This window comes from Nocardia sp. NPDC101769 (assembly GCF_044766925.1).
Classification (GTDB): domain Bacteria; phylum Actinomycetota; class Actinomycetes; order Mycobacteriales; family Mycobacteriaceae; genus Nocardia.
The window spans coordinates 46,895-60,830 of record NZ_JBIWMX010000011.1; the positions used below are offsets into that span (position 1 = coordinate 46,895).

The following is a 13,936-nucleotide window of genomic DNA, read 5'->3' on the forward strand; positions in this document are numbered from 1 at the left end:
AAGATGGCCGGCGTCCGCCGGTTGATTCTGCTGCGGCACGGACAGACCGAATGGAACGCCGGCGACCGCATGCAGGGCCAGATGGACACCGAACTCGATGACATCGGCAGACGCCAGGCCAAGGACTGCGCGCCCGACATGGCGACCAGCGACCTGATCGCCATCGTCTCCTCCGATCTCAGGCGCGCCCACGACACCGCGCTCGCCGTGGCCGAATGCGCGGCCATGCCGGTCGTCACAGACGAGCGCCTGCGCGAGACCAACCTCGGCGACTGGGAGGGCCTGGACCACCACCAGGTCGACGCCGAGTACCCGGGCGCCCGCAAGGCCTGGCGGCTCGACGCCCGCTTCACCCCGCCCGGCGGCGAATCCAAGCTCGAGGTGGGCGCGCGGGCGCTGCCCGTGGTGACGGAACTCTTCGCCGCGCGGGAGGACTGGCCCGGCCGCACCGTCATGCTGGTTGCGCACGGCGGGCTCATCGCCGCGCTGACCGCGGCCCTGCTCGACCTGCCCGAAGCGAACTGGCCGGCCCTGGGCGGCCTGGCCAACACCAGCTGGGTACAGCTGACCAGCCACGGTCCCGGCATCAACAAGCCCGGCTGGCGCCTGGATGTGTGGAACGCGGTCGCGAAGGTAGCCCCCGATGTCCTCTGAGAGTTCGAACGCCCAACCGGCGCAGGACGGTTCGCCACAGCGCAAGGTGCTGGTGGTGGTCGCGGACTCGCTGTCCTACTTCGGTCCCAAGGGCGGGCTGCCTGCCGACCATCCCGGCATCTGGCCCAATCTCGTTGCCGCCGAGCTGGACTGGGACGTCGAACTGGTGGCCCGCATCGGCTGGACCTGCCGTGACGCCTACTGGGCGCTGATCGGCGACCCGCGCATCTGGGCCGCGGTGCCGCGGGCCGGGGCCGTGGTGTTCGCGACCGGCGGCATGGACTCGCTGCCCTCGCCACTGCCGACCGCGCTGCGCGAGCTGATCCGCTATGTGCGGCCGTCCTCGGTACGCCGGCGGGTGCGCGAGGCCTACAACTGGGTGCAGCCCAGGCTGTCCCCGCTGGGCTGGCCGGTGGCGCTGCCGCCCGCGGTGAGCGTGGACTACCTGGAGCAGTCGCGGCACTCGCTGGCCCAGCTGCGGCCCGAGCTGCCGTTCGTGGCGGTACTGCCCTCCGTGCACAAGTGCGAGGCCTACGCCGAGGTGCACACCGGGCGCGAGCCCATGGTGCGGGCCGTGACGGCCTGGGCCGCCGAGCATGCGGTGCCGCTGGTGGATCTCGGGGATGCCGTGCGCGACAACGTGTTCAACGGCCCCGCCAACCCGGACGGCATCCACTGGGGCTGGGAGGGCCACAGCGCGGTCGCGCGGGCCATGGTGAAGGTGCTGACCGAGGCTACGGCCGACGAGGTACACACTGCATGACCGTGGTGGTGGTGACCGACTCGTCGGCCAGCCTGCCGGCCGGCCTCACGGCTGATCTTGGTGTGCTGGCCGTTCCGCTGCACGTGCTGGTCGACGATCGCGAGATTCGGGAGGGGATCGACGACTACGACATCGACTACGGCTCCTCCCAGGTCACCACCTCGGCCGCCTCGCCGGGTGAGCTGCGGACCGTCTACGAGCGGGCGCTGGAGCTGTCCGACGGCGACGGCGTGGTGGCCGTGCACATCTCGCGGCAGCTGTCGGGCACCTGGGAGGCCGGGCGGCAGGCCGTGCGGGACATGGATGCCGCCGATCGGATCCGGCTGGTGGACTCGCTGAGCGCCGGGCTGGGTACCGGGCTGCCGGTACTGGCGGCGGCGCGCCGGGCACGGGCGGGTGAGCCGCTCGATGTCGTGTACGACTCGGCGGTGGCGGCGGCCAGCCGCGGGCGCGCGTTCATCGTCGTCAATCGGACCGAGCAGTTGAGGCGTGGCGGGCGGCTGAGCACGGCCGCGGCGTTCTTCGGCACCGAGCTGGTCACCAAGCCGATCATCCAGATCGTGAACGGGCGGCTGGAACTGCGCGAGAAGGCCCGCACGCGCTCCAAGGCCTTCAACAAACTCGTTGCGGCCGCGGTGGATGCGGCCGGTGAGGACGGGGCGGCGGTCGCCGTCCAGCATCTCGGGGCCGAGGAGGCCGCCAACACCATCGCAGGTCAGCTGCGGGATCTGATCCCCGGTATCCGGGAGGTCATCATCGCCGAATTCGGCCCCGCCCTGGGGGTGCACCTGGGTGTGGGAGCGGTCGGCGCGCTGGTGGTACCGGGCGGCTGCGGCTAGCGGAAACGGCATTGTCCACAACGTAATTCGCTATCCACAGGTAGGCCGAAAGACCAGGTCGCGCGGGCGGCTGGGATCGTCGTCGCTCCTACCGTGAGCTGCATGCCACGACTCGACGAACGCACCCCGCTGCAGCGCCTCAACGCCCGCACCGCCGCCGACACCCGCCCCGGCCCGGCCGAGGTCACCGCCAATCCGGCGGAATTCGCCTCCGGCCGTCCGCATCCCGGCCGCTGGGACGAGGACTCGCTCGACCAGCTCGTCGACCCCGATCGCCGGGGCGCTGATCGGTATCCCAGCGGATCCTCGCCCGACTGGCTGTCCGAACCCTGCGGCAGCGTGTCCCTCTGGCACGAACGCCTGGTCCCCGAACGCTTCCGCGGCACCCGGTGGGATCCCGGCCCGCGCGGGGTCCTCGTCATCGCCGCCCTCGGCATCCTCGCCATCCTCTTCGCCGGGTACGTCACCCTGCGCGAAAAGCCTGTCTCCCAACCGGTCCCGCCCATCGCCGCGCTCAGCGAAACCGCGCCCGCCGACCAGGATGTTGCCGCACCCGAAGCCGCCGCCTCCGTCGTGACCGTCACCGCCACCCCCGTACCGGGCGCGGCCCAGCCATCCGCGTCGCGGCCCGCCGCCTCGCAGCCGGATCGAATCCCGCTCGTTACCACGGCAACCGGCGCGCCGGGCGGTTCTGCCACTCCCGGTGAACTCGTCGTGAGCGTCGTCGGTCTCGTCGAGCACGGCGGGCTCCGTCGCTTCCCAGCCGGGGCCCGGGTGGCCGACGCCCTCCGCGTCGCCGCTCCCCGCCCCGAAGCCGACCTCTCCACCCTCAACCTCGCCCAGCCCCTCACCGACGGCGACCAGATCATCATCGGCCGAACCACACCCCGCCCCACCACCCAGCAGGTCGGCACCACCATCGTGAATTCCGCCCACCCCCCGGCGAACTCGCCCCCGCCCTCCGGCCCACCCCGCCCGACCGCCCTCCCGGCGAAGGTGAACCTCAACACCGCCACCGAATCCGACCTCGACACCCTCCCCGGCGTGGGCCCCGTCACCGCCCGCGCCATCCTCACCTGGCGTACCCGCCACGGCCGCTTCACCTCCATCGACCAACTCGCCGAAATCGAGGGCATAGGCCACTCCCGCCTCAACCGCCTCCGCGACCGGGTGACGATATGACCATCATGAATTGCCTTGCGGCGCACCAGCACAGTCGCACCGGTTGCCTGGAAGCCGAGTCGGAGGGCGCGAGCACGACTCGGACAGCGGGGCTTGCGGGCGCTCATCGGGGCCGACAGGCGACGGCCCGCGCCGAGCAGGGCAGTTGCTCAGAGCTGTTGGGGCGCAACGGTTGCGCCGCCGGTGGACGATCGGCGTCCAGAAGCGGAGTGGTGCCGGTGGCGAAGCGGCGGTCGGAGCCGGGGTGGTGGCGATGACGGCGGGGGCGACCGACGGCGTCGATGCCGGGGATCGCGGGCCCGTCGAAATACCCGAGGTGCTGGATGCGCGGCTGGTTCCGGCGGCGGTGTGTGGTTGGGGTGCGACGGTGGCGCCGTTGGTGGTGGGGTGGCGGGCCGGGGTCGGGGTGGCGGCCGGGTGCGGGCTGGTGGGGATGTGTTTGGCGGCGTGGGTGATTCGGCGGGTGCGGGCGGGGCGTGCGAGTGGGGTGGCGTGGGTGGTGCTGGGGGCCTTGGTGATCGGGGCGGGATTCGGGGTGGCGGGGGCGTGGCATGCGCATCGGGTGCAGACGCATCCATTGCGGGCGGTGCGGGCCGGGCAGCGGCTGGTGGCGGTGGTGGAGCTGACCGATGATCCGAAGCGGGTGTCCGCCAGGCCGTTCGGCGGGCCGAAGGTGATGGTGCGGGCGGGGCTGGTGGATTACCAGTTGGGTGGACGGATCGTGCATTCCGGCGGATCGGTGCTGGTGATGGCGCCGGCGGCGGGGTGGCGGACCCTGCTGCCCGGCCAGCGGGTGGAATTCCGTGCCCGCGTGGCCCGTCCGTGGCGTCCGGACATGACGGTCGCCATCCTGCGGGCGGAGGCCGCTCCCACCTCGGTGAGCACACCGCCCTGGTGGCAGCGCCTCGCCGGGCAGGTGCGCGGCGACTTCGCGACCTCCGCCCATCGCGCGCTCTCCGACGATGCCGCCGGCCTGCTCCCGGGCCTGGTCATCGGCGACACCTCGACCCTCACCGACCATGTCCAGGAGAACTTCCGCGAGTCTGATTTGACGCATTTGACCGCTGTTAGTGGTGCGAATGTGACGATTTTGCTCGGGGCCGTCCTGGTTTCGATGCGCACCCTCACGGTGGATCCGCGGGTCGGCGCGGTGGCCGCGGGTGCGGCACTGGTCATGTTCGTGATCCTGGCCCGCCCATCGCCCAGTGTCCTGCGTGCCGCCGTCATGGGAGCCATTGCGCTGCTGGCTCTCTGCACCGGCCGCCGTAAGCAGGCCCTACCCGCCCTGTGCGCCGCGATCATCGGATTGCTCGCCTGGTCACCGGGTCTCGCGGTGGACGCCGGTTTCGCTCTGTCGGTGCTGGCCACCGCGGGACTGATCGTGATCGCCCCGGGCTGGTCGGATTGGCTTCGGGCCCATGGCTGGTGGCGCATCCCCGCTGACTCCTTCGCGGTGGCGGCCGCGGCCTTCGTGGTCACCACGCCACTGGTCATCGCTATGACCGGCCACCTCAGCCTGGTCGCGATCGTGGTGAACATGCTGGTCGAACCCGTGATCGCGCCCATCACCATCCTCGGCGCGGTGGGTGCGCTGCTCGCCTGCGTGTGGTCGCCCCTCGCTGAGGTGGTCATGCACTGCACCGCACCACCGCTGTGGTGGCTGCTCACGGTTTCCGACCGAGCCGCTGCCCTCGGAGCCTCGGTCTCCCTACCGACCGGCCTGCGTTCGGGACTGGTCGCAACGGTGTTGTGCGCCTTGGTGATCGCCGCACTGCACCCGAGCCGCGCGCGGGAGGATCCGGACGCCGTGACCGGACCGGGGCCGCCGCGGCCGGGCCGAGACGAGGAGTCGCCGTCCGGTTAGCGGAAGCTGGGGAGGCGGCGTCCGGCTAGAGGGAGCTCAGGAACTCATTGACGGCCACGGCGAAACCAGCGGGGTCATTGGCGTAGACGAAATGGTCGGTATCGAGTTCGACCATGCGGGTGCCCGGGCGCCGGTCGCGCATGGCCTCGGCCATGTCGGCGGGGATGACGCCGTGGGCGGCACGGATGAGCAGGGCCGGGCAGGTGCCGGCGAGCCAGTCGGACCAGTGGTCGCCGTGGACCAGGTCCTCGGAGGCGACGATGTCGAGGGGGTGGAAGGGCAGGCTCCAGGAACCGTCGGCACGCTCGCGAACCAGCGCCCCGAAGTGCGCGGCCATCGGACCCATGGCCTCGATCAGCTGTTCGCGCGTCGCCGCCTCGTAGGGGAGGCCCGCCACGAAGCCCAGCGGGTTGTGGCCGTCGAGGCCGAGCGCGGCGGGTGCGTCGATATCGATGATCGCCGCCACCCGCTCCGGGCGGCGGGCCGCGAACTGGTAGGCGTTGATGCCGCCGAGCGAATGACCCAGCAGCACAGCCCGTTCCAGGCCGAGGTGGTCGAGCAGGGCCAGGATGTCGGCGAGGTAGCCGTCGCGGGTGTAGTCGGCGGCGCGATCGGAGTGGCCGTGGCCGCGCTGGTCGAGGGCGACGAGGCGCCACCCCGTGGACAACCGCGCGGCCAGATCGGCGAAGCTCTGGCCGTCGGACATGTGCCCGTGCAGGGCGATGACGGTCCGGCCGGTACCCCCGAAATCCACGTAGGACAGTCCGCGGCCGTCGATGTCGAAGCTGATGCGGGTGGCGGTGCGTGCGGTCATTGCCTGTTCCGATCCTCGATCCGGTGTGTCGATTCGACTCTAACGGAGCCTTGTACAAATGTGCAAGACATATGAATTAGACATTCGTTTCAAAGGTCTTGTGCGGCAGCGCCCGACCCGGGCGCACGCACAGAAGGAGAGCGCCCAAGCTGGTGCCGAGGGTCTTGTTGATCGGGCGGGGTCCGGGGTGGCGGGGGCGTGGCACGCGGACCTGTCGGAGCGGGCTCGTAGGATCGGGGCGTGAACCAGCGACCCGCGCCCCTGCATCTCGTGCTCGGTGAAGAGGAATTGCTGATCGAGCGGGCGGTGGCGGGAATTACCGCGCAGGCCCGCGCCGGCTCGGCGGAGGCCGATACGCTGCCGGTGGATCGGCTCCGGGCGGGGGATGCCAGCACGGCGGAATTGGCTGAGCTGCTGAGTCCTTCGCTGTTCGCGGAGGACCGGGTGATCGTGCTGGAGTCGGCGGCCGAGGCGGGCAAGGACGCGGTCGCGGTCATCCAGGATGCGGCGTCCGCACCCCCCGAGGGTGTGGTGCTGGTGGTCCTGCACAGCGGGGGCGGGCGCGCCAAGGCGCTCGCGCCGGCCCTGCAGAAGCTGGGCGCGGTGGTGCACAACTGCGCGAAGCTGACCAAGGCGGGGGAGCGGGTCGAGTTCGTGCGCAACGAGTTCCGGGCTGCCAATGTGCGGGTGCCGGCGGACGTGGTGCAGGCCATCATCGAGGCCGTGGGCTCGGACCTGCGTGAACTCGCCGCCGCCAGTTCGCAATTGGCGGCCGACACCGGCGGCAGAGTGGATCTCGCGGCGGTGCGGCAGTACTACTCGGGCAAGGCCGAGGTGACCGGGTTCGATGTCGCCGATCTGGCCGTGTCGGGAGATCGGCCCGCCGCCATGGAGGCGCTGCGCTGGGCCATCGATCGCGGCGTCCCGGCGGTACTGCTGGCGGACGCCCTCGCGGATTCGGTGCACACCATCGCCCGCGTCGGCTCGGCCGGGCGCGGCGACCCGTTCAAGATGGCGGGTGATCTGGGGATGCCGCCGTGGAAGGTGAAGAAGGCGCAGGGCCAGGCGCGCGGCTGGACCGGCGCGTCCATCGGGGCGGCACTGCAGGTGGTGGCCGCGCTCAATGCCGACGTCAAGGGTCAGGCGGCCGACGCGGATTACGCGCTGGAGCACGCACTCTCGCGCATTCTGGACCTGCGCGAGAGTGCCTCGTAGCGGGAAGGGCCGGGACTACTCCGGCTTCCAGGTGATCTTGCCGCCCTGGAACTCCTGGGCCTTGCCGCCCTGGTAGTCGTACTCGTCGCTGGTCGGGTAGCCGTAGCGGCCGTTCTCCGCGCCATTGCGCACCCACTCGTCGCGGATCGAGCCCCACACGACATGGGTCCCGGTCTTCTGGGTGGAGTAGACGGCCCCGCCCTCGAACAGCTGCTCGTGGGTGGTGGCGCTGTTGGTCTTGTTCTCATCGGCGATGGGGAAGCCCAGCGGGCTGCTCTCCCAGCCGACCGCGGAGTACTTGTCGCGGATCACGCCGCTCACCACATGGGTGCCCGCACCCAGCGACCAGTAGATCGAGCCGCCCTGGAAGTGCTGGAAGCGGCCGGGTTTCGAGGTCTGCCCCTCGTCCACCGCCGGGTACTTCAGCGCGCCCGACTCCGCGCCCGCGCTCTTCCACTTGTCGCGGATGGCGCCGCCGATGGCGTGCGCGTCCGTGGCCGGGGTCCAGTAGATGGAGACGTTGTTGACGAAGTCCTGCTTCTTGCCGCCGCCCGCGGCGTCGGTCTCGGGAGTGGTGGGATCACCGAAGAAGTCCGGTCCGCCCGCCCCGTCGTATTCGACCTCGATGGCCCCGCCCACCTCGAACGGGCCGATGGGACGTGCGGCTGCCACACCCATTCCGGTGGTCAGCGCGACCGCGGCCACGCTGACGGCCAGCGTGCCCCGGGTCCAGGACGGACGGTTGTCACGACGCAGCGATGCCAAGAGATCTCTCCCAGTGCAGGTTTACAGGTAGCCCCCGACGGTTCGCGGCCATCCTGCTGCCAACCGCGCGCTCGCGCAAGTCGCCAGCTCCGGACACGACAAAAGCCGCCGTGGTCGTCGTGGCCACGGCGGCTGTGAGAAGCATGATGCCGATAGGTGTACCGGGCAGAATCAGCCGAGCTTGTTGAAGGCCAGCGACAGGGCCGACTTCTTGTTGGCGGCCTGGTTGGCGTGGATGACGCCCTTGGAGGCGGCCTTGTCCAGGCTCTTGCTCGCGGACTGCATCAGCTCGAGCGCCTTGTCCTTCTCGCCCGCCGCAGCGGCCTCGCGGAACTTGCGGATCGAGGTGCGCAGCGCGGACTTCACCGACTGGTTGCGCTGGCGCGCAAGCTCGTTGGTGCGGATCCGCTTCATCTGGGACTTGATGTTGGCCACGCCGTTTTCCTCGTGTTCCTTCGCTTGGTGGTGTATGCGGGATGCAAAGTCTTCGGGCGCGCACTACGAGAGGGGCAGTTGCAGCACCGACAGTCGAGGCTACCAGGCAACGCCGCGAGGTATGAAATCGGGCCTGTCCGCTACCTGGCTGAAACCAGAAATTTATCGCCGTCCAACTGCGTGTCGCCCCTGCGTGATGGACTATTTTTGCATGACCCCCGCCGCACCCGCACCGGGTCTCTCCAGGGTAGACAGATCCACCGCGTCAGCCTCTGCCGCGCTCGCTCCTTCCGGACTGGAACGCGAAAAATCGGATAAATCAGGCGTATTCGCGGGGTACCAACCGGGCCGTTACGACCGCGCCTATGACGAGATGTTCGATTCCGCGGGCCGCCCGCGGGCGCCCTACCGGGGGATATTCAACGCCCTGGCCACCATCGACGCCGAGGATCTGGCCGCCCGCGCCGAGGCGCTGGACCGCGCATTCGTCGATCAGGGCATCACCTTCTCGCTCTCCGGCCAGGAGCGGCCGTTCCCGCTCGACCTGGTGCCGCGGGTGATCGCCGCCACCGAATGGACCAAGCTCGAACGCGGCATCAAGCAGCGGGTGCGCGCGCTGGAGGCCTTCCTCGCCGATGTCTACGGCGAGCAGACCATCCTGCGTGACCGCGTGATTCCGAAACGGCTGGTGACCTCCTGCGCGCACTTCCACCGCGAGGCCGCGGGCCTGGTGCCGCCCAATGGCGTGCGCATCCACGTGGCCGGGATCGACCTGGTGCGTGACGAGCACGGGGATTTCCGTGTGCTGGAAGACAATCTGCGCTCGCCCTCGGGTGTGTCCTATGTCATGGAGAACCGGCGCACCATGGCGCGCGTTTTCCCGGACCTGTTCGCCTCGCACCGGGTGCGCGCCGTCGGCGACTATCCGGCCCATCTGCTGCGGGCCCTGCGCGCCGCCGCCGCGCCCAACGAGGCCGACCCGACCGTGGTGGTGCTCACCCCCGGCGTCCACAACTCCGCCTACTTCGAGCATTCGCTGCTGGCCCGGCAGATGGGCGTGGAACTGGTCGAGGGCCGGGACCTCTTCTGCCGTGACAATGTCGTCTATATGCGCACCACCGCCGGGGAGCGGCAGGTGGACGTCATCTATCGGCGCATCGACGACGACTTCCTCGATCCCATGCAGTTCCGGCCGGACTCCATGCTCGGGGTGGCCGGGATCCTGAACGCGGCCCGCGCGGGCACGGTGGTGCTGGCCAATGCCGTCGGCAACGGGGTCGGCGACGACAAGCTCATCTATACCTATGTGCCTGCGTTCATCGAGTACTACCTGGGCGAGAAACCGATCCTGCCCAATGTGGACTCCTATCGCTGCTGGGAACCGGCCGAACGCGACGAGGTGCTGGACCGGGTGGCGGAACTGGTGGTCAAGCCGGTGGAGGGGTCCGGCGGCTACGGCATCGTGATCGGCCCGGCGGCCGGCACCCGGGAGCTGGAGGCGACCCGGCGCAAGGTGCGGGCCAATCCGCGCGGCTGGATCGCGCAGCCGGTGGTGCAGCTGTCCACGGTGCCGAGCAAGATCGACGGGCGGCTCGCGCCCCGGCACGTGGACCTGCGGCCGTTCGCTGTCAACGACGGCGACGACATCTGGGTGCTGCCCGGCGGACTGACCCGGGTGGCGCTGCCCGCGAACTCGCTGGTGGTGAATTCCAGTCAAGGGGGCGGGAGCAAGGACACCTGGGTGTTAGCACCGAGAACCTCTGTGGCGCAACGGGAATTGGCGGGATCGCAGTTGGTCGGCGAACTCCAGATCGCCCCGGAACGCGACCAGTCGCGGGACGTCTCTTCCGCGCGGACCCATCAGCAACAACAGTAGTAAATCGAGAACATCGGCAGCAATGGCGCTCGGCAGGTGGTTACAGCGTTAGGTGGTCGGATCATGTTGGCGCGCAATGCCGAATCCCTCTTCTGGATCGGGCGCTACGTCGAGCGTGCGGAATATACGGCACGCATTCTCGATGTCGCGGTCCATCAGCTCTTGGAGGACGCCACCGTCGATCCGGACCGAACCTCGCGGGTGCTGCTGCGGGTACTGGGCATCGAGCCGCCCGAACAGGACCGGGAATTGGATGTGTGGTCGGTGACCGAGTTGGTGGCCTTCGGCCGCGACGGCGGCTCCATCGTCGATTCCATCAGCCGGGCGCGTGAGAATGCCCGGGGCGCACGGGAAGTCACCTCCACCGAGATGTGGGAGTGCCTCAATGCCACCTTCAACGGGCTGGCGGCGGCCGAGCGGGCGGCGCGGGCGCTGGGGCCGCACGAGTTCTGCCACTACATCACCGATCGCGCCGCCATGTTCGCCGGACTCTCCGATTCCACCCTGAGCCGTGACGACGGTTATCGATTCCTGCTGCTGGGCAGATCCATCGAACGCGTGGATATGACTGTGCGCCTGTTGCATTCGCGCGCCGGTGACCGCACCTCCTCGCCGGCCTGGGTGACGGTGCTGCGCTCGGCGGGGGCCCACGACCCGTATCTGCGCACCCATCGCGGCGTGCTCGACGCCAATCAGATCGCGGAATTCATCCTGCTCGACCGTCTGTTCCCGCGATCGGTATTCCATTCGCTGCGGGTGGCCGAAACCTGTCTGCAGGAATTGGATCAGCGCCCCAACAGTCGGTTCGCGGCGCGTCACGAAGCGCATCGCCTGCTCGGCCGGGCGCGCAGCGAACTGGAATTCCTGCCCTCGTCGGTGCTGCTGGAGGATCTGCCCAGCCGGCTGCTGTGGCTGCAGCAGACCTGCCGCGAGGTGGGGGAGGCCGTGGCGCTGCAGTACTTCCACGCCGAATCGTGGGTGGCGTGGACGGGGCTGCACGGTCGCGGCGCGGACCGGGTCGAGGAGATGGCGTGAACAGTCGGGCCTGGAGAAGGCAGCGCAGTGTAACCACGGAAGGCCCTGTTCACGCCCAGGAGGGCATGGCGTGAACAGTCGGGCCTGGAGAAGGCAGCGCAGTGTAACCACGGAAGGCCCTGTTCACGCCCAGGAGGGCACAGCATGAGCTGGCGGATGCGGGTGGTACACACCACCGGATATGTCTACGACGCGCCGGTCACCCGGTCGTTCAACGAGGCCCGGCTCACCCCGCGCGCCGACAGTCGGCAGACGGTGATCCTCAATCGGGTCGACACCGTGCCGTCCACCCGGTCCTACCGCTACGCCGACTACTGGGGAACGGCGGTGACCGCCTTCGACCTGCACGCCCCGCACACCGAGCTGGAGGTCACCAGCGCCTCGGTCGTCGAGACCGAGCCGTTCGCCGGGCCGCCCGAGGAGCTGTCCTGGGAGGAGTTGCGCGACGACGCCATTGCCGACCGCTTCGACGAACTGCTCGAACCCACCGTCTACGTCCCGCGCGAGAAGCGGCGGCTGGCCCCGGTGGCCCGGCAGCTGGCGCGCGGCGTATCGCCGGCGAAAGCGGTTGTCCGGGCGGCGGAATGGGTGCACCGGGAGATGAACTACCTGGCCGGGACCACCTCCGTGCACACCTCGGCGGTGCAGGCCTTCGCCGAACGGCAAGGCGTGTGCCGGGATTACGCGCACCTCACGCTGTTGCTGTTGCGCGGCATGGGGATTCCCAGCCGTTACGTGTCCGGCTACCTGCATCCGGACCCGTCCGCCGAGGTCGGTCATACCGTCGCGGGCCAGATGCACGCCTGGGTGGAGGCCTGGACCGGGCAGTGGTGGGGCTACGACCCGACCAACAACATCCCGGTCACCGAGCAACACGTATCGGTCGGTGTGGGGCGTGATTACGCGGATGTGCCCCCTCTCAAAGGTATCTTCAGCGGGAGCGGCTCGACCGATCTCGAGGTCGTAGTGGAGATAACTCGCCTGGCCTGAGGCGTTTTCGGCTCGCGCCGCCGGTTCTTGTCGGTGCGTTGTCCACGCCAGCGGAAGGTAGCCGATGTCCCCTACAGCTCAGGAAGTCGCCGAGGATCGGGTCGAGCCGCAGCCGCCCACCCTCGGGCGCAAGGCATACGCCGAGACATTGGGCACCTTCGTGCTGGTCCTCGGTGGCGTGGGCACCGCGGTACTGGCGGGCAGCCGAGTCGGTGCGCTCGGCGTGGCGGTGGCTTTCGGCCTGACGTTGCTGTTCCTGGTGTACTCGATCGGGCCGATCTCGGGTTGCCACGTGAATCCCGCGGTCACCGTGGGTCATCTGCTGCTGGGGCGGATCACGATCGTTGTCGCGGCGGTCTATTGGATCGCGCAGTTCATCGGCGGTCTGCTGGCAGGCGCGGTCATCTACGCCGTCGCCAAGAACCTGCCCTCCTACGACCGGGCCAAAGACGGTCTGGGAGCGAACGGTTGGGGCGAGCACTCCCCGTCGAAGCTGGTGCTCGGTGATGTCACCACGAATGGGTACGGGCTGGCGGCGGCCATCACGGTCGAGGTGATCCTGACCGCGCTGCTGGTCTTCGTGGTGCTGGCCTCCACCGACCAGCTGTCGGACATCCCGTTCGCCGGACTCTCGATCGGCTTCACGCTGGCCGTCGTGCACCTGATCTCGATTCCGGTCGACAACACCTCGGTGAATCCGGCCCGCAGCCTGGCCGTCGCGTTCTATCAGGACGGCGCGCCCCCGCAGCTGTGGGTATTCATTGTGTTCCCGCTGATCGGCGGCGTTCTCGGGTCCCTGGTCTACGGAATGCTGTACGGCCGTTCCCGCAATGTGGACAGCTGACAATTCTCGATACCGACCCCCCGCTTCATCCCGGAGCGGGGGTCGGTCGTATCGGGAAGGCGCTAGTGCCAGTGGTATTCGGCGCAGAGCCGGTGCGCCACCTTGTCGAATGTCGTGCGGGCGAGGATCGCGCCCTCGCGGCGAATGCCCATCTCCGGGACATCCAGGACACGATCCAGCCGCACCCAGCTGTCCCGTCCGGCGCTGTCCCACGGGCCGGAGCCGATGCCCACCCAGTCGGGATGGTGCGCGTGTTCGGAATTCGAGGACAGCATGAGTCCGAGCAGCGTGTCGCCCTCGCGGCCGACCACCAGCACCGGGCGGTCCTTGCCGTTGTCCGGGTCCTCCTCGTAGGGGACCCAGGTCCACACGATCTCGCCGGGATCGGCCCGGCCGTCGAGCTGCGGGCTGTAGACGATGCGGCGTGCACGTTCGTGCGACGGCACTCCCGCCGACGATGTCGGCCGGACATTGACGCCCGGACCCTTGCGCGGCGTTCCCACCGCCTTCAGCGCGCGGTCCCACATCGTCGACTGCCGCACCCGCCCGATCAACTTCGGGGCCTGCTGCGTGACGAGCTGGGCTCCCTGCTCCTTAGCCACGATCCCCAACTGCTTCCCCAGAGCGTTCCACCTGCCGGCCATGCCCGGCAGCCTAACG

14 protein-coding genes are annotated in these 13,936 nt (G+C 69.5%); 10 read left to right on the forward strand and 4 right to left on the reverse strand.

What is annotated here, in order from left to right:
• The first annotated feature begins 3 nt into the window (after positions 1–3).
• The 5 genes from ACIRRA_RS18985 to ACIRRA_RS19005 all read left to right on the forward strand — a co-directional run bounded on the left by ACIRRA_RS18985 (position 4) and on the right by ACIRRA_RS19005 (position 5,302).
• A complete protein-coding gene (locus ACIRRA_RS18985; protein WP_402769849.1) occupies positions 4–654 on the forward strand; it encodes a histidine phosphatase family protein in 651 nt (216 codons plus the stop codon).
• The gene (octT, locus tag ACIRRA_RS18990) at positions 644–1,417 is read left to right on the forward strand and encodes a diglucosylglycerate octanoyltransferase (RefSeq protein ID WP_402769430.1); all 774 of its coding nucleotides are present in this window, start codon (positions 644–646) and stop codon (positions 1,415–1,417) included. The genes ACIRRA_RS18985 and octT overlap by 11 nt, the downstream gene beginning before the upstream one ends.
• Complete coding sequence (locus tag ACIRRA_RS18995; protein ID WP_402769433.1) at positions 1,414–2,256, forward strand: DegV family protein; 843 nt, start codon at positions 1,414–1,416, stop codon at positions 2,254–2,256. The genes octT and ACIRRA_RS18995 overlap by 4 nt, the downstream gene beginning before the upstream one ends.
• Before the next feature lie 102 nt (positions 2,257–2,358).
• Positions 2,359–3,438 carry a helix-hairpin-helix domain-containing protein gene (locus tag ACIRRA_RS19000; RefSeq protein ID WP_402769436.1) on the forward strand — a complete coding sequence of 360 codons (1,080 nt, stop codon included), beginning with the start codon at positions 2,359–2,361 and terminating at the stop codon, positions 3,436–3,438.
• Between the two features lie 253 nt (positions 3,439–3,691).
• Complete coding sequence (locus ACIRRA_RS19005; protein WP_402769439.1) at positions 3,692–5,302, forward strand: ComEC/Rec2 family competence protein; 1,611 nt, start codon at positions 3,692–3,694, stop codon at positions 5,300–5,302.
• Positions 5,303–5,327: 25 nt separating this feature from the next.
• On the opposite strand, the gene ACIRRA_RS19010 is transcribed toward ACIRRA_RS19005, so the two are convergent.
• Positions 5,328–6,116, reverse strand: coding sequence for an alpha/beta fold hydrolase (locus ACIRRA_RS19010; protein WP_402769442.1), 789 nt, complete (start codon positions 6,114–6,116; stop codon positions 5,328–5,330).
• A 240-nt stretch (positions 6,117–6,356) separates the two neighbouring features.
• Between ACIRRA_RS19010 and holA the strand changes: the two genes are divergently transcribed.
• Positions 6,357–7,331: a DNA polymerase III subunit delta gene (gene holA / locus ACIRRA_RS19015; RefSeq protein ID WP_402769445.1), complete on the forward strand. Its 975-nt coding sequence runs from the start codon at positions 6,357–6,359 to the stop codon at positions 7,329–7,331.
• A 15-nt stretch (positions 7,332–7,346) separates the two neighbouring features.
• On the opposite strand, the gene ACIRRA_RS19020 is transcribed toward holA, so the two are convergent.
• Together ACIRRA_RS19020 and rpsT are read right to left on the reverse strand one after the other, a co-directional pair.
• The gene (locus ACIRRA_RS19020) at positions 7,347–8,096 is read right to left on the reverse strand and encodes an LGFP repeat-containing protein (protein ID WP_402769448.1); all 750 of its coding nucleotides are present in this window, start codon (positions 8,094–8,096) and stop codon (positions 7,347–7,349) included.
• Positions 8,097–8,267: 171 nt separating this feature from the next.
• Complete coding sequence (gene rpsT, locus ACIRRA_RS19025; RefSeq protein ID WP_033086444.1) at positions 8,268–8,531, reverse strand: 30S ribosomal protein S20; 264 nt, start codon at positions 8,529–8,531, stop codon at positions 8,268–8,270.
• Positions 8,532–8,742: 211 nt separating this feature from the next.
• Here rpsT and ACIRRA_RS19030 point away from each other — a divergent pair, with 211 nt between their 5' ends.
• From ACIRRA_RS19030 to ACIRRA_RS19045, 4 genes are all read left to right on the forward strand, one after another.
• Positions 8,743–10,407, forward strand: a complete 1,665-nt coding sequence (locus ACIRRA_RS19030) for a circularly permuted type 2 ATP-grasp protein (protein WP_402769451.1) — start codon at positions 8,743–8,745, stop codon at positions 10,405–10,407.
• Between the two features lie 63 nt (positions 10,408–10,470).
• Entirely contained in the window at positions 10,471–11,442 is a 972-nt protein-coding gene (locus ACIRRA_RS19035) for an alpha-E domain-containing protein (RefSeq protein WP_402769454.1), read from the forward strand.
• A gap of 144 nt (positions 11,443–11,586) precedes the next feature.
• The gene (locus tag ACIRRA_RS19040; protein ID WP_402769457.1) at positions 11,587–12,432 is read left to right on the forward strand and encodes a transglutaminase domain-containing protein; all 846 of its coding nucleotides are present in this window, start codon (positions 11,587–11,589) and stop codon (positions 12,430–12,432) included.
• A gap of 64 nt (positions 12,433–12,496) precedes the next feature.
• Positions 12,497–13,276: an aquaporin gene (locus ACIRRA_RS19045; protein WP_402769460.1), complete on the forward strand. Its 780-nt coding sequence runs from the start codon at positions 12,497–12,499 to the stop codon at positions 13,274–13,276.
• A 62-nt stretch (positions 13,277–13,338) separates the two neighbouring features.
• Here the strand turns inward: ACIRRA_RS19045 and ACIRRA_RS19050 are convergent, their stop codons facing one another.
• A complete protein-coding gene (locus tag ACIRRA_RS19050) occupies positions 13,339–13,920 on the reverse strand; it encodes a type II toxin-antitoxin system PemK/MazF family toxin (protein ID WP_402769462.1) in 582 nt (193 codons plus the stop codon).
• Between the last annotated feature and the right edge of the window lie 16 nt (positions 13,921–13,936).

Excerpts from the sequence above, each read along its gene's own strand:
- ACIRRA_RS18985 (WP_402769849.1), top strand. The coding sequence starts at position 4 with ATGGCCGGCGTCCGCCGGTTGATTCTGCTGCGGCACGGACAGACCGAA.
- octT (WP_402769430.1), top strand. The coding sequence starts at position 644 with ATGTCCTCTGAGAGTTCGAACGCCCAACCGGCGCAGGACGGTTCGCCA.
- ACIRRA_RS18995 (WP_402769433.1), top strand. The coding sequence starts at position 1,414 with ATGACCGTGGTGGTGGTGACCGACTCGTCGGCCAGCCTGCCGGCCGGC.
- ACIRRA_RS19000 (WP_402769436.1), top strand. The coding sequence starts at position 2,359 with ATGCCACGACTCGACGAACGCACCCCGCTGCAGCGCCTCAACGCCCGC.
- ACIRRA_RS19005 (WP_402769439.1), top strand. The coding sequence starts at position 3,692 with ATGACGGCGGGGGCGACCGACGGCGTCGATGCCGGGGATCGCGGGCCC.
- ACIRRA_RS19010 (WP_402769442.1), bottom strand. The coding sequence starts at position 6,116 with ATGACCGCACGCACCGCCACCCGCATCAGCTTCGACATCGACGGCCGC.
- ACIRRA_RS19030 (WP_402769451.1), top strand. The coding sequence starts at position 8,743 with ATGACCCCCGCCGCACCCGCACCGGGTCTCTCCAGGGTAGACAGATCC.
- ACIRRA_RS19035 (WP_402769454.1), top strand. The coding sequence starts at position 10,471 with ATGTTGGCGCGCAATGCCGAATCCCTCTTCTGGATCGGGCGCTACGTC.
- ACIRRA_RS19040 (WP_402769457.1), top strand. The coding sequence starts at position 11,587 with ATGAGCTGGCGGATGCGGGTGGTACACACCACCGGATATGTCTACGAC.
- ACIRRA_RS19045 (WP_402769460.1), top strand. The coding sequence starts at position 12,497 with ATGTCCCCTACAGCTCAGGAAGTCGCCGAGGATCGGGTCGAGCCGCAG.
- ACIRRA_RS19050 (WP_402769462.1), bottom strand. The coding sequence starts at position 13,920 with ATGGCCGGCAGGTGGAACGCTCTGGGGAAGCAGTTGGGGATCGTGGCT.